The sequence below is a fragment of the Aurantibrevibacter litoralis genome, from assembly GCF_034651555.1.
In the GTDB taxonomy this organism is placed as follows: domain Bacteria; phylum Bacteroidota; class Bacteroidia; order Flavobacteriales; family Flavobacteriaceae; genus Aurantibrevibacter; species Aurantibrevibacter litoralis.
Window position 1 is genome coordinate 1 of the sequence record NZ_JAYEEQ010000018.1, and the last position, 14,509, is coordinate 14,509.

At 41.1% G+C, this 14,509-nt stretch carries 12 protein-coding genes; 6 read left to right on the forward strand and 6 right to left on the reverse strand.

What is annotated here, in order from left to right; genetic code table 11:
- Positions 1-154: 154 nt before the first annotated feature.
- Positions 155-1,384, reverse strand: a complete 1,230-nt coding sequence (gene pepT / locus U1E44_RS13320) for a peptidase T (protein WP_322931591.1) — start codon at positions 1,382-1,384, stop codon at positions 155-157.
- Positions 1,385-1,757: 373 nt separating this feature from the next.
- Between pepT and U1E44_RS13325 the strand changes: the two genes are divergently transcribed.
- On the forward strand, positions 1,758-2,171 hold the full coding sequence (locus tag U1E44_RS13325) for a hypothetical protein (protein WP_322931592.1): 414 nt from the start codon (positions 1,758-1,760) through the stop codon (positions 2,169-2,171).
- A gap of 87 nt (positions 2,172-2,258) precedes the next feature.
- Positions 2,259-3,302, forward strand: coding sequence for a quinone-dependent dihydroorotate dehydrogenase (locus U1E44_RS13330; RefSeq protein ID WP_322931593.1), 1,044 nt, complete (start codon positions 2,259-2,261; stop codon positions 3,300-3,302).
- Positions 3,303-3,412: 110 nt separating this feature from the next.
- Here U1E44_RS13330 and U1E44_RS13335 read toward each other — a convergent pair whose 3' ends face one another.
- Complete coding sequence (locus tag U1E44_RS13335) at positions 3,413-3,829, reverse strand: Dabb family protein (protein WP_322931594.1); 417 nt, start codon at positions 3,827-3,829, stop codon at positions 3,413-3,415.
- Between the two features lie 83 nt (positions 3,830-3,912).
- Between U1E44_RS13335 and U1E44_RS13340 the strand changes: the two genes are divergently transcribed.
- Complete coding sequence (locus U1E44_RS13340) at positions 3,913-4,539, forward strand: LysE family translocator (protein WP_322931595.1); 627 nt, start codon at positions 3,913-3,915, stop codon at positions 4,537-4,539.
- A gap of 34 nt (positions 4,540-4,573) precedes the next feature.
- Positions 4,574-5,440, forward strand: coding sequence for a hydroxymethylglutaryl-CoA lyase (locus U1E44_RS13345; protein WP_322931596.1), 867 nt, complete (start codon positions 4,574-4,576; stop codon positions 5,438-5,440).
- A 46-nt stretch (positions 5,441-5,486) separates the two neighbouring features.
- Here the strand turns inward: U1E44_RS13345 and U1E44_RS13350 are convergent, their stop codons facing one another.
- The gene (locus U1E44_RS13350) at positions 5,487-7,712 is read right to left on the reverse strand and encodes a TonB-dependent receptor family protein (RefSeq protein ID WP_322931597.1); all 2,226 of its coding nucleotides are present in this window, start codon (positions 7,710-7,712) and stop codon (positions 5,487-5,489) included.
- A 479-nt stretch (positions 7,713-8,191) separates the two neighbouring features.
- Here U1E44_RS13350 and guaB point away from each other — a divergent pair, with 479 nt between their 5' ends.
- Positions 8,192-9,664, forward strand: coding sequence for an IMP dehydrogenase (guaB, locus tag U1E44_RS13355; protein ID WP_322931598.1), 1,473 nt, complete (start codon positions 8,192-8,194; stop codon positions 9,662-9,664).
- 141 nt (positions 9,665-9,805) lie between these two features.
- On the opposite strand, the gene U1E44_RS13360 is transcribed toward guaB, so the two are convergent.
- Both U1E44_RS13360 and lysA read right to left on the reverse strand, forming a co-directional pair.
- Positions 9,806-10,270, reverse strand: a complete 465-nt coding sequence (locus tag U1E44_RS13360) for a thioredoxin family protein (RefSeq protein ID WP_323673904.1) — start codon at positions 10,268-10,270, stop codon at positions 9,806-9,808.
- A 131-nt stretch (positions 10,271-10,401) separates the two neighbouring features.
- On the reverse strand, positions 10,402-11,643 hold the full coding sequence (gene lysA / locus U1E44_RS13365) for a diaminopimelate decarboxylase (RefSeq protein WP_322931600.1): 1,242 nt from the start codon (positions 11,641-11,643) through the stop codon (positions 10,402-10,404).
- 268 nt (positions 11,644-11,911) lie between these two features.
- Here lysA and sucC point away from each other — a divergent pair, with 268 nt between their 5' ends.
- Entirely contained in the window at positions 11,912-13,108 is a 1,197-nt protein-coding gene (sucC, locus tag U1E44_RS13370) for an ADP-forming succinate--CoA ligase subunit beta (RefSeq protein ID WP_322931601.1), read from the forward strand.
- 89 nt (positions 13,109-13,197) lie between these two features.
- Here the strand turns inward: sucC and U1E44_RS13375 are convergent, their stop codons facing one another.
- Positions 13,198-14,262, reverse strand: a complete 1,065-nt coding sequence (locus tag U1E44_RS13375) for a substrate-binding domain-containing protein (protein ID WP_322931602.1) — start codon at positions 14,260-14,262, stop codon at positions 13,198-13,200.
- Positions 14,263-14,509 lie beyond the last annotated feature (247 nt).

Sequence of the window (14,509 nt, forward strand, 5' to 3'; positions counted from 1 at the left end):
CCCGGACCCCCCTCTTTCAACACCATCATAAAACTTATTTTTAAAGATTTATTGTCCTAAGGATGGGGGTAATTATATTCGGTCAGCAAAATTCCCCTTGTCTACTCGATCACTAAACGTTAACAGCCATTTAAAATCGCTGTCTGGTTTACGTTTATTTTGATGCGCTAGCTGTAAACTCGCAAATTTTTACGATGACTTCAATGGCTTTTTGCATGCTTTCTACCGGAATGTATTCGTATTTTCCGTGGAAATGGTGTCCCCCGGCAAAAATGTTGGGGCAGGGAAGTCCCATATAACTGAGTTGGGAACCATCTGTACCGCCTCGAATAGGTTTTATGATGGGGGTTACACCTACAGCTTCCATGGCTTTCTTCGCAATGGCTATGATGTGCATCACCGGGGTTATCTTTTCTTTCATGTTGTAGTACTGATCTTCCATTACTATGGTCGTGCTTTTGGGGTGGCTAAGGTTTAACTTCGCTACAAGAGCTAGCAGCCCTTGCTTTCGCTCTTGAAATATAATGGCATCGTGATCTCGGACTATAAGTTCTAGTTGTGCCTCCGATACATCTCCGGAAATATGATGTACGTGATAAAAACCCTCGCGACCCGAGGTCCGCTCAGGAATTTCATTTAGGGGAAGTCCTGCCATAAAGGCGTGGGCAAGCCCTATGGCATTCACCATTTTACCTTTGGCATAGCCCGGATGCACACTTTTACCGCTAAAAGTAATTTTGGCCTTTGCAGCGTTAAAATTCTCGTATTCCAGTTCGCCAATTTCACTACCATCAACCGTGTAGGCCCAATGGGCACCAAATTTCTCAACATTAAAATGATGCGCACCACGGCCAATTTCTTCATCGGGGGTAAAGCCAATGCGGATGGGGCCATGCTTAATTTCGGGATGTTTTATGAGATACTCCATAGCCGAAACAATTTCTGCAATACCGGCTTTATCATCGGCACCCAACAGGGTGGTACCGTCTGTGGTAATCAAGGTTTGCCCTTTGTAACGCAACAAATCGTTAAAGGTAGTGGGCGACAAAACAATGTCTTCCGTTTGATGTAGCACAATATCGGTGCCATCGTAATTGCGAATAATCTGCGGGTTTACGTTGGTGGCAGGAAAATCGGGAGCGGTGTCTATATGGGCAATAAATCCGATGGTAGGTACCTCGTAGTCCACATTGGCGGGTAAGGAAGCCATGATGTAGGCATTGGTATCGATGCTAACGTCTTGCATGCCAATTTGTTCTAATTCGCGTACCAGTAGGTTAGCCAATACCCATTGTTTTTCTGTACTTGGGGTAGTATCCGAATGAGGATTGCTTTGGGTATCTATAGTAACGTACCGAAGAAAGCGGTCTATGAGTTGTTGCATATATTTTGGTTTGCCACAAAAATACGATAATGATCCTTGGCAAAGCATAGTGTATTCCTAAGCTTTTTGCGTTAGGGATTGCAGTGGAAATCCTTTTTGTTTTTACAAAAAGATTGCAACGAAAAGCCCGACCCTTGTGGTAACGCTCAGAAAATATATCTTGAAGAAGATCGGACTTTGGTGCGTAATTTTATTGACAGCGCACGAATTGTCCGATTTGAACGTTTTTAAAAGGACACATTTTTTTGTATTCTTTTGTGATGAAATGCAGGTTTGTACGTTGCAAAGTGCTTTTTATCGCAATTTTAAAGGAGTTGGTGTGTGCAAACTTTAAAATAAATACATTGCACTCTCTAAAACAATTACATACGCTATGCAACGCATAAAATGGATACCGCTTATGGCGCTTCAATGTCTTGTCTATTGTGTTTCTGCACAAGACTGTACCCTAGATTTGGCAGGGACGAAGCTCGACACCTTCATTAAAATTTTTCAATTAAACGACACGCAAACTGCACAGGCAGAACAATGGCAGGCCGAGGTGCAACTGCACCTGAATGTGTTAGAAGAAGAGGCTACAACCCTATTGGCCAAACAGCCCCAACACACTCCGGAAGAATTGACGGCATTGGCTCAAAAATATAGGGCTGTGCAGGATAAAATGATTGGAATATCCGCAAATTATGATGTAAAGCTAGTAAGCGTATTGAATGAGAAGCAGTACCAACGGTATCTTGATCTGTGCGGGGAGGCGGTACGGCGGCCTTTGGAACGAAACCCTGAATAACTTTAGTTTTGATGTTGATAAATAGCTTCGCGGAAGCGAAATAAGGACTGGGGAGTTTGTATTTTTGCAAAAACGCCGTTTAGCCCCATGTACACGCTATTGATTCGTCCGCTTCTTTTTTTATTTGATCCGGAGGTGGTTCACACACTTTCGTTTAAAATTATTGGCTTTTTGTCCAAACTTGGTTTTTCTAGAGTGTTCCGATCGCTTTATGTTGTAGAAGATACACGTTTAACACGGGAGCTTTTTGGACTGAAATTTAAAAATCCGGTGGGTTTGGCGGCGGGATTTGACAAAAATGCCTCTTTGTACAACGAGCTTGCCGATTTTGGTTTTGGTTTTGTAGAAATTGGAACGCTTACCCCAAAACCCCAAGATGGCAATCCCAAAAAAAGACTATTCCGTTTAAAAGCAGATAACGCCATTATTAACCGAATGGGATTTAATAACAAGGGGGTTTTTGATGCTGTAGAACGCCTAAAAAAAAAGCATAAGGTACTTATTGGCGGTAATATTGGTAAAAATAAGAATACGCCCAATGAGGATGCTATTAAAGACTATCTTATCTGTTTTGATGCCTTATTTGCCCATGTAGATTATTTTGTGATTAATGTGAGTTCTCCGAATACCCCGGGTTTGCGGGAACTACAAGAAAAGGAACCCCTTACGGCTTTGCTTAAAGAGTTGAAAAAGGAGAATACAAAATGTGCAAGGAAGTCTAACAAGGCAGAAAAACCTATTTTATTGAAAATAGCACCGGATCTTACAGAGGCACAACTTTTAGACATCATACAAATTATTACCACCACACAGATTGATGGGGTGATTGCTACCAATACCACCCTGAGCCGAAATGGGCTGTCATCGCCGCTATATATAACGGAAGAAGCTGGCGGTTTAAGTGGGAAGCCTTTGGCGCAACGGAGCACAGAGGTTATCCGATTTTTGGCCGAAAAAAGCCAGAAAGCCTTTCCTATCATTGGGGTAGGAGGCATCCATAGTCCGGAAGATGCATTGGAAAAACTGGAAGCCGGTGCCGATCTTGTGCAGCTTTGGACTGGATTTGTTTACGAAGGTCCGGCTTTGGTAAAAAAGATTAATAGGGCTATACTTGCTTCCATGGAAACTTAAAAGACCCCGGAATAGCCGCTGCGAAACAACAAAAAATTTAAAAGGCAAAGACGCTTATGCTGTCAAAATTTAGAATGGTTCTTTGTCTTTTATAGGTTGAAAGGGCTGATTTATTTCGTCCAATAATCGACAACCAAAACATCATCTAGATGTGGTCCCAAAAGAGCGCCAAATGCCTTATGATCTGGATGCGGAAGGTATATAGCCCTATCTTCCTCGCTGTTGAACGTAAGGAAAAAACAATGGGTAAACCCTTTTTCTAAACCTTCCGGGCTATTGTTAAGACCCCATTCGTAAGATTTTATTTGCGGTATTTTAGATGGTAATTGGGAAAAGGCGGTTAGGATTTTGGTTAAATTTTCTTCGGAAGTGCCTTCTTTAAATTTAAAAAGTACTACATGGCGCAGTACACTATCTTGTTTTTTCATCATTTCTGCGACACTATAGGTTGGCTCGTTGTTAATTGCGTGGCTGCTAAAGCTGTATAACGTGCAGGTTAGCAGCAGTACTGCGGTAAGAATTCTCATTGATTTTTAAATTTTAGGCAAGATATAAAAAAAGTGCGATACTGCGGTTTAATTTGTAAATTCCCGACTTTATTGCGAAACCGTTGAATTACGATATTTTATACACTTTTGTTTTGGCGACGGCCGCTATGGCGATTGCGCCCGGGCCGGATAATATTTATGTGTTTTCGCAAAGTATAAGCCATGGTAAAAAATACGGATTGGCTACTACGGCCGGTCTCTTGTCGGGTTGTTTGGTGCACACTACCTTATTGGCTTTTGGGGTTTCTGCCGCGCTAAAAGCGAATGAACATGTGTTTTTTGGGATCAAGGTATTTGGGGCAATGTATTTGTTTTACTTGGCTTTTCAGGTATTACGAAGTGAGAATACCACAGGGCTTCCTACGGAAAAGACGGCTAAAGGCAGTTTGATATCGCTGTTTAAACAGGGATTTATCATGAATGTGTTAAACCCTAAAGTAACCATTTTTTTTCTGGCATTTTTCCCGGGATTTTTGTTTAGCGACTCGTGGAGTACAATAGCTCAATTTTATACCTTAGGATTTCTTTTTATCGGGGTCTCATTTTTTATTTTTGGTGGTATTGCCGTACTTTCGGGGACTATTGCAGCGCGGTTTTCAGAAAACCAAGCGGTAGGAAACTATCTCAAGTGGTTTCAAATCATCGTCTTTGTGAGTATTGGATTATTTCTAATCCTGTCGGATAAGTAAGTGGTAATTTTGGCTGTAATGGAAATTCGGTATAATGGCTACAAAGGTTAAAATAATAGAATGTCCGCGAGATGCCATGCAAGGTATTAAGAGGTTTGTGCCCACCCAACAAAAGATTTTGTATGTACAGTCGCTATTAGGATGCGGATTTGATACTGTCGATTTTGGTAGTTTTGTATCGCCCAAAGCCATACCGCAAATGGTAGATACGGCTGCCGTTTTAGAAGGACTCGATGTAAGCAAAACGCAGAGTAAACTGTTGGCTATTGTGGCTAACATCCGTGGTGCAGAAGAGGCGGTTCGTTTTCCTCAAATACGGTATTTGGGGTATCCATTTTCTATTTCAGAAAATTTTCAGATGCGGAATACCCATAGAACCATTGACGAGTCCGTAGCTACACTTCAAGAAATTTTAAATGTGGCAGATAGGCAGGGAAAAGAAGTGGTAACCTACATTTCTATGGGCTTTGGAAATCCGTATGGCGATCCGTGGAATGTAGATATTGTAGGGGAATGGACTCAAAAATTATCGGGGATGGGCGTGCAGATACTGTCCCTTTCCGATACCGTAGGCGCATCGACCTCGGAAACTATAACCTATCTTTTTTCTCATCTTATCCCTCTATACCCGCAAATTGAATTTGGGGCGCACCTACACACCACTCCAGCTACGTGGCACGAAAAAATAAACGCTGCTTATAGGGCCGGATGCCGAAGATTTGATGGTGCTATCCAAGGATTTGGCGGCTGTCCTATGGCCAAAGATGAATTAACCGGCAATATGCCCACCGAAAAGATGCTCTCTTATTTTACGGAACAGAAAGTGAAAACAGGGGTTAACTGGTTGGCTTTTGAGGCAGCTTATAACAAAGCGTCATATCTTTTTGGATCCTACCATTAAGAGCGGGATTATTGAAAAGTTGTAACGCCTAGGAGTTTCTACTTCATTAAAAATGCAAGTTAAAACCGCCATACACTCCAAAGGGATGTCCTGGCCGTAACCCCGCAGGTACCCTTGCTGCTGCATAGGTTTCATCTAAGAGGTTGATTATATTTCCGGTAAAGCTTAAATACGGAGTGGCGTGGTATTTTGCGGAAAAATCTACCACCACAAAGGAATCTAGCCTTTCATTTTCCGGGATGGAACCACTACCTGCAAGGGTTCGAAGTGTATCTTGATATCTTGCACTTAAGGCGAGTTCAAATTTTTTGTGTTCCAAAGCGATCGTTCCGTTCATTTGGTGCTTGGCAATATAGGGCAGTTCGTCGCCTGCGGTGACATCACCCCAAAGTCCGGCCGAACTACTGAAACTGTTTAAAAATTCAGTATCGGTGTACGTATAGGCCAAGGTTATGGGTAACGCAAAGCCATTAGTTTGATGGTGCATAAGATTGTAATTAAGCAGTACTTCCAAACCTTTAATTTTTACCTCACCTGCATTAAATTGATCTAAGGTACTCTCCCCACCTGAGGAGGCAAAATCGTTTCCGAGCAAATTAGAATAGTCATTATAAAACGCAATAAGTTCCCCGGATAAACCACCTGTACTAATGCGCGTACCCAATTCGTAGTTTACACTTTTTTCTGCTTCTTGATCCGGGGTGTTGCTTGGGGGAGCAAAACCCTTGTGCACGCCACCAAATAGTGAAATCTTGTTGTTAAGGTTGTAATTGAACCCTATGCCCGGAATAAATACATCAATTTTATTTTCTCTGTTGCTAACATTAGCACCAGATCTGCTATTGTCGTTAGTACCAAAATCGGTTCTGGTAAGTTCAATAGTTTCATAGCGTATTCCCGGGATAATGGTCAGGTCGTTAAATTTTATTTTGTAAAGTGCATGAGCGGCAAAGGCGGTAGCATCATCTAAACGGTTGGCCGAGGTTCCTGGCTTTCCGGCGGTGTTTAATTGCATAATACCATTGGTTATTCCGTAGAAATCGCGCCATTGAAAACGGTCTTCTTGGTCATAGTGGTATCGTAAACTTACTTCAATGTCGTGAAAAACGGTATCACCCCAATGGTAATCAAGCTTGGTTTGTATGCCTTTAGATACATAACTTCTATTGTTTTGCGTATAGCGCAATACATTCCCAGCGGCGTCAACATCCCCACGAAGAATAGCCAGTTGGTCTGCAAATTGCAGGGGATTGTTAAGAATGTCGGTTATACCGGTGGTACTTCCATTTGCAACTACATCACTTAAACGCGCCCAGTTTCTGTTAAATCCGTTGTAATACCCTGTCGTAGTGATCCTGAAAAAATCATTAAATTCCAGCGTATGGGTTGCTGTGAATTGGATATGATCTGTTGTTAGTTTATCTTTTTGTGATGCTGCGTAGCGTCGGAAAGGGGTGGCATCAAAATCGTCTTGCGTAAGACCTAAATAGGTTTCATCGCCATCTTCTTCTGCGTATTGAAATTTTAGATCTATGGCTTGTTTAATTTGGGCTTCAGGCTTGGTTGAAAGACGAAATTTAGCAACGACATCATTTTTATTAAAACCGGTATTTCCGCCATTGTCTAAGTCCTTAAATCCATCGGAGCGATAATTCAAGTATTCCACAAAATAGCCGATGTTTGTTTTGCTTTCGCCAAGATGTGCATGAAGGTTGCTGCTGTTAAAAGTACCGTAATTGGCACTAAGTCCACCTGTAAACGTATCGGGGATTCTTCCGGAGATCAGGTTTATGGCTCCTCCGGTGGTGTACGGACCGTACTGAATTTGGCTACTTCCTTTAAGAACTTCTACGGCATGCATCCTTCCCACATTCGGAAAATAATAGGCCGCGGGCGCACTGTAGGGCGCCGGAGCAATTAAGACACCATCTTCCATAACAGTAATTTTGGAACTGCGCTCCGGAGAGGTTCCTCGCAAACTAATGTTGGGTCGCAACCCAAAACCGTCTTCTTCATAGACGTTCACCCCGGGAACTGCGCGCAACACCCTGTTAATATCGGTATATCCAAATTGCTTTAGTTCTTCCGGTGAAACATAGTAGGCCGCACCAGTTCTGTTTTTGGCTTGAAATTTACTTCCAAAAAGCAAATCTGCCGAGATGACTGCTTCTTTTAAAGTAATTACACTATCTTGAGATTGGGAATTGTAATCTTGGGCTTGTACAAAAGGAATGCTTAACAATCCACATAATCCGGCTAACGAATACTTCATTCTTATTTAGATTTATTAAAAATAATGACGCAAATGTAGTATATAAAATAGACCGAAACAAAGTTTATTTAGAATTAATAAAAATAATTTTACACCTTTTTAGAGTGAAGATTGTATGCTCTTTGAACGTCTTTGTAAAAGAATTTGATTTTCAAGGATGTAGCAATTAAATGCACAGGTCGGGTACTTTTAAGACTTGTTTGAAAAAGTGAAGTGGACGCATTTTTACTGAGAGCCAAGCCCTAATTTCAGTATCCCAAATGCCCCTAAATAGGAAGTAATACCGATTTTAAGAGTGACAAGAGTGGATGGTTCTTTTGAGGGATGCATTTGTTTAACGTAAAGAATTCCCCTAGGTTTCCGTGTCCACCGCTCTTTTGGAGCGGTTGAAACAGCTATTGGCAATTTCAAGAAACTCTTTATTTGAAGAATTCCCATATAAAAGTAGTACATTTGCATGCAATTAAACTTTAATTGCCATGCAAGCTCATTTATCTAAAATTATCGGTGAAGGTCTTACGTACGATGACGTATTATTGGTGCCGGCATATTCCGAAATTCTTCCCAGAGAGGTTAATATTCAAACCAAATTCACGAGAAATATTGTTATAAATATTCCCATTGTATCTGCGGCCATGGATACGGTAACCGAATCCAAGATGGCAATTGCTATTGCGCAAGAAGGGGGTATAGGCGTATTACATAAGAATATGACTATAGAACAACAGGCCTTAAAAGTGCGTAAAGTGAAACGTGCAGAAAGCGGCATGATCTTAGACCCGGTAACCCTTCCCTTACACGCCAAAGTGAAGGACGCCAAAGCCAATATGAAAGAATTTAGTATTGGTGGCATTCCTATTGTGGATGCTCATGGGAAGCTCATAGGGATTGTTACCAATAGGGATTTGCGATTCGAAAAAAATAATGACCGACCCATTTCCGAAGTAATGACTTCTAAAAATTTGGTTACGGTGGGTGAGGGCACTTCATTGGAAGAAGCGGAAGATATTTTACAGGAAAATAAGATCGAGAAATTGCCAGTAGTCGATAAGGATTATAAGCTGGTGGGGTTAATCACTTTTAGGGATATCACAAAACTTACTCAAAAACCCATTGCCAACAAAGATCAGTATGGCAGGTTGCGTGTGGCTGCGGCTTTGGGCGTAACTCCCGATGTATTGGATAGAACAACAGCTTTGGTGAATGCGGGGGTAGATGCCGTGGTGGTTGATACCGCCCACGGTCATACCAAAGGAGTAGTGAGTGTTCTTAAGTCCATTAAACTTAAATTCCCTAATTTGGAAGTCATTGTGGGCAATATCGCGACCGCAGAGGCCGCTAAATACTTGGTGGATGCCGGGGCAGATGCTGTAAAAGTGGGTATAGGACCTGGATCTATCTGTACTACTCGAGTAGTAGCAGGAGTAGGTTTTCCTCAATTTTCTGCCGTATTAGAAGTTGCTGCAGCTATAAAAGGGAGTGGCGTTCCGGTCATCGCAGACGGAGGCATTCGCTATACGGGAGATATTCCCAAGGCAATTGCAGCCGGTGCGGATACGGTAATGCTGGGCTCCTTATTAGCAGGCACCAAGGAATCGCCGGGCGAAACTATTATCTACGAAGGACGAAAGTTTAAATCGTATCGAGGTATGGGTTCGTTGGAAGCGATGAAACAAGGCAGTAAGGATCGGTATTTTCAGGATGTGGAAGACGACATCAAAAAATTAGTTCCGGAAGGTATTGTAGGTCGGGTGCCGTATAAAGGCGATTTATTTGAGAGCATTCATCAGTTTGTGGGCGGACTTAGGGCCGGAATGGGGTATTGTGGCGCTAAGGATATTGCCACGTTAAAAGATACAGGCAAATTCGTGAAAATTACCGCCAGCGGGATCAATGAAAGTCACCCTCATGATGTAACCATAACTCAGGAATCTCCAAACTACAGTAGGTAGTGCAAGGGGTTTTGTATTGAATTGTCAGGAGTAGAAAACCCTAATTAGCTGGCACGTGTGTTTGAAATAAAACAGAGAAAAAGCCCTCTATTTTTATATAGAGGGCTTTTTTATAATATCAATTGTCATTCTTTGTGCTGCCTATTTCCCTTTTGCTTCGTAGGTTTTCCAATCTTTATCTAAATACACATTGTCGCCAAAGTATTTCGCAATATTGAGAAAAGGCTGGGCTTTGTGATATCCGGGTAGTGGCGATAACATATTCATTTTTTCATCTAAAAAAATAGTGGTAGGATAACTTAATCGACCTTGCATTAAGGCGGCAGCTAACTCGTGGTAACCCGATCTTCCCGAAGGAACGTATTTATAGGTCTTTCCCTTATAGGTTAGCGGTTCCTTGCCTTCCCCATCCATTTTTACCATATAAAAATTTTCGGACATATATTTGGCAACCTCGGCATTCTGAAACGTATCCTTATCCATTTTTTTACACCAGCCGCACCAATCAGTGTACACATCTACGAACATTTTCTTTGGAGACGCCTCTGTTTCAGACAATTTTACGGCCTCATCCCAAGTTAACCAATTTACTTCTTGCCCCTTCATCTCAATCCCCAAGGTTAGCAAGAATAAAAATAAAGGTACTTTTAAAAAAGATGCAACTGACGTATTCATAACAACATATTTTTTGGCTTTTGTCGAAAGACAATCAATAAACTAACGAAGAAAGCCTTCATTTATTTTACCAATTTCTTTTCGGGCGTTGGCGCAAATAAGTCGTGCACATCAATTTGGGTTTTAATGAGGTCGTCAAAAGTTTCCCGTTCTCGAATTAAAATAGCCTTGTTCTTGTACCATAACACTTCCGGAGGTCTAAATCGGGAGTTGTAATTGCTCGCCATGGTAAAGCAATAGGCTCCGGCGTTGCTAAAGCAGAGAATATCCCCTTCTGAGATTTCACTGATCCTATGGTTGCTTGCAAAGGTATCTGTTTCGCAAATATACCCTACGACGGAGTAAAACCGTTCTTTTCCTTCGGGATGGGAAATGTTCCGGATTCGGTGGGTAGCGCCATAAAACATGGGGCGTATAAGATGATTAAAACCTGTATCTATGCCCGCAAATACAGTGGATGTGGTTTGCTTTACTACATTTACCTTCGCCAAAAAGAAACCGGCTTCACTTACCAAAAACTTACCCGGTTCAAATGCCAACGTAAGTTCTTTGCCATAAGCCTCACAAAACGTATTAAAACGTTCACTCAGTTTTTTGCCGAGCTCTTCTACATTAGTCTCTATATCTCCTTCCTTGTAGGGAACTTTAAATCCGCTGCCAAAATCGATAAATTCCAGATTTTTAAAATTTTTGGCGGTTTCAAATAAGATTTCGGAGGCATAAAGAAAGACATCAATATCTAGAATATCACTTCCCGTATGCATATGAATACCATTGATATTCATTTTGGTGAGTTCAATAATACGGAGAAGATGCGGTGTTTGGTGTATGCTAATGCCGAATTTGGAATCGATATGACCCACGGATATTTTGGAATTTCCTCCGGCCATTACATGTGGATTTATCCGAATACATACTGGCACTTCCGGGTGTTTGGCGCCAAATTGCTCTAAAATTGACAAATTGTCGATATTAATCCGTACGCCAAGTGCCGCAGCTTCTTCAATTTCTTCTAAGGATACCCCATTTGGCGTAAATATTATAGCATCAGGTGAAAAACCAGCCATGAGTCCCAATTGCACCTCTTGTATAGAAACGGTATCTAAGCCACTGCCCAAACTATTCATTAAACGCAGTATTGAAATATTAGAGAGTGCTTTAGCTGCATAGTTCAGCTTTAGCTTTTTTACACCTTTAAAGGCATTGGTGAGCCTTTGAAACTGCGCTATTATTTTTTCAGCATCGTAAACATATACGGGAGCTCCGTGTTCGTTTACAATTTTAAGTAAATCGGCATGTTGCATTTTTATACAAATTTTTCGCAAAGCTAGCCAGAAATATGAGGTATTCAAAAAAAAACATCAATTTGTTAAAAATACAACAAAATGTTATATTTACATATTTTTGCATAGCAATAAATGTTTGGAAAGAGCTTCTTTTTTTGAACTCATTTAGGGCGTTTTCGTGCATTAAAAGACTAATTCTGCTTTAAAATTAATGTGTCTTTTTTTTTCGTTAGGCTATTAAACATTGGTTTCCTATTTTTGCCATTCAATTAATTACATACGAGATATGAATCTTCACGAATATCAAGGAAAGGAAATTTTAGCAAGTTTTGGCGTTCGCATTCAACGCGGGGTTGTAGCCCACAATGCAAAGGAAGCTGTAGATGCTGCAAAGCAACTCACTGCAGAGACGGGAACAGGGTGGCATGTGATCAAGGCGCAAATTCATGCCGGGGGTCGCGGCAAAGGAGGTGGCGTAAAGCTGGCAAAGAATTTAAAGGAAGTAGAAGAGATATCCGGACAGATTATTGGAATGAATCTTATTACACCTCAAACATCTGCAACCGGAAAGAGAGTGCATCAGGTGTTAGTGGCCGAAGATGTGTATTATCCGGGTCAGAGTGAGACAAGTGAATTTTACATGTCCGTTCTCCTCAATAGGAGCAAAGCGCGAAATATGATTATGTATTCTACCGAAGGTGGTATGGATATAGAACAGGTAGCCGAAAAAACGCCACACCTCATATTTACAGAAGAAATAGATCCTTCAGTAGGGCTTCTTCCTTTTCAGGCCAGACGAATTGCTTTTAATTTAGGGCTTTCAGGTACGGCTTTTAAAGAAATGACAAAATTTGTAACCGCCTTATACCGAGCATATGTAGAAAGTGATGCTAGTTTGTTCGAGATCAATCCGGTTTTAAAAACGTCGGACGATAAAATCTTAGCGGTAGATGCCAAGGTTTCCATAGATGATAATGCCCTGTATCGCAGGAAACAATATGCAGAAATGCGGGATTTACGAGAAGAAAGTCCGATAGAGGTAGAAGCCAGAGCGGTAGGTTTAAACTATGTAGATTTAGATGGTAATGTGGGCTGTATGGTAAATGGTGCCGGACTGGCCATGGCGACTATGGATCTTATAAAAATGGCAGGTGGCGAACCGGCCAACTTTCTCGATGTAGGGGGTACGGCAGATGCAAAAAGAGTAGAGGAAGCCTTTCGGATTATTTTGAAGGATCCTAATGTAAAAGCAATTTTAATTAATATTTTCGGCGGTATTGTCCGTTGCGATCGCGTGGCGCAAGGTGTGGTAGACGCCTACAAGAATATGGGTGATGCCATTAAGGTGCCTATTATCGTGCGTTTGCAAGGTACCAATGCGGAGTTGGCAAAGGATATTATCGATAATTCCGGCTTGGCGGTTCATGCTGCTGTACAGTTTCAGGAAGCCGCTGATAAGGTGAAAGCTGTGTTGGCTTCATAACGCAAAAAAAAAACGGTAAAATTTATAACAGAGGCAGTATGGGATGTACTGCCTTTTTTTGCATAGTGCTGTTTCTTAGGTTTCGTATGTTACGGCTTCACAGTATGCGCTTCCCGGCTAAAGTCAACATTCTCTTTCGATAAAATTTCAATGGGAGAATACATTTTACTTTCGGGCAGCTTGCGATCCAGAATAAAATTGGTTAAGGTTTTTACAGCATCGTATCCCTGTCGAAACGGTTTTTGAGAAATTAGGAAAGTGGCTTTGCCTGTTTTCAGACATTTTACATTTTCATCGGTACCATCAAATCCAATTATAGTTAGTTCTTTAGCTGTATGGGTCTCTAAACAACTAAGGTAGTAGGCTGTGCGGCTATTGGGAATAAAAACACCTTTTATTTCAGGTGTTGTTTGGAGTGCCATGCTAAATTTTTCTTTTAAATTTTCACTTTGGGAAAGGCTATATGTGTCTAAAAAGGAGCACGAAATGGGGATATTATGGGTTTTGAAATAGGTTTTAAAGCCACTTATCCGTTTGGAAATGGTTTTGTTTACATCGCTATTGCCTTTAGATCTCACTATAAGTACAGCACCTTGGTTGCCCAGAGAAAGATGCATTAACCTACCCGCTAAAATGCCGCTCATTTCTGCATCCTGACCAATAAAAGTTAGGTTGTTAAAACCCTGAAGGTCAATGTTGATAAACACATACGGTATTTTAGCCTCATCCAAGGCACCAATCATACGTTGTGTTTCATCTGTAAAATTAGGAGCAATGATAACGCCATCCGGTTTGGCATGGATCAAAGCCTCAAACTGTTTCAGATATGACGCTGCTTCAAATTGATCAAATGGAAAATTGCGAACACGAATTCCAAAAACTTCTACTTCTTCTTTAGCGGCCTCAATACCTAAATGTGGGGCTTTCCAGAAGATATTTTCCATATCAAATTTTGGGAGTAAGGTGGCCAAGGTAATGGTTTTGTTCATGGCCAGTGATCGTGCTACCTTGTTGATTTTAAAGTTATTTTTTTTAAGTATTTTTTTGATTAAGGCCTCCGTTTTAAGGGAAACCCCACCGCGATTATGAAGCACCCGGTCTACAGTACCCGGTGAAACGTTAGCCTCCACGGCTATATCTTTAATGGTTTTCACTGTTTCATTTTTGTCAAATGTAAAAATAATTTATGTGTGCGAACACTAGAGGGAAAAAAATGTACATTTTGGGTTGTCTGGTTGTGATGTGGTAGCATGCTATAATTGTATTATGTTAAATTTTAAGGGGATTTCATTCTTTTTTTCATTTTTTTTTTAATGTTTTATTTAAATAATTACATTTGTGTGCGTACACTATTAATAGTACTGCAAGGAATTTTAATATCTCGTGGTAATTTGTGTGCGT

What these genes read in the sequence shown, in the direction of transcription:
- lysA (WP_322931600.1), bottom strand. Translation starts at nt 11,643, where the DNA reads ATGCAACATGCCGATTTACTTAAAATTGTAAACGAACACGGAGCTCCC.
- U1E44_RS13330 (WP_322931593.1), top strand. Translation starts at nt 2,259, where the DNA reads ATGTACACGCTATTGATTCGTCCGCTTCTTTTTTTATTTGATCCGGAG.
- U1E44_RS13325 (WP_322931592.1), top strand. Translation starts at nt 1,758, where the DNA reads ATGCAACGCATAAAATGGATACCGCTTATGGCGCTTCAATGTCTTGTC.
- sucC (WP_322931601.1), top strand. Translation starts at nt 11,912, where the DNA reads ATGAATCTTCACGAATATCAAGGAAAGGAAATTTTAGCAAGTTTTGGC.
- guaB (WP_322931598.1), top strand. Translation starts at nt 8,192, where the DNA reads ATGCAAGCTCATTTATCTAAAATTATCGGTGAAGGTCTTACGTACGAT.
- U1E44_RS13350 (WP_322931597.1), bottom strand. Translation starts at nt 7,712, where the DNA reads ATGAAGTATTCGTTAGCCGGATTATGTGGATTGTTAAGCATTCCTTTT.
- U1E44_RS13360 (WP_323673904.1), bottom strand. Translation starts at nt 10,270, where the DNA reads ATGAAGGGGCAAGAAGTAAATTGGTTAACTTGGGATGAGGCCGTAAAA.
- U1E44_RS13345 (WP_322931596.1), top strand. Translation starts at nt 4,574, where the DNA reads ATGGCTACAAAGGTTAAAATAATAGAATGTCCGCGAGATGCCATGCAA.
- pepT (WP_322931591.1), bottom strand. Translation starts at nt 1,384, where the DNA reads ATGCAACAACTCATAGACCGCTTTCTTCGGTACGTTACTATAGATACC.
- U1E44_RS13335 (WP_322931594.1), bottom strand. Translation starts at nt 3,829, where the DNA reads ATGAGAATTCTTACCGCAGTACTGCTGCTAACCTGCACGTTATACAGC.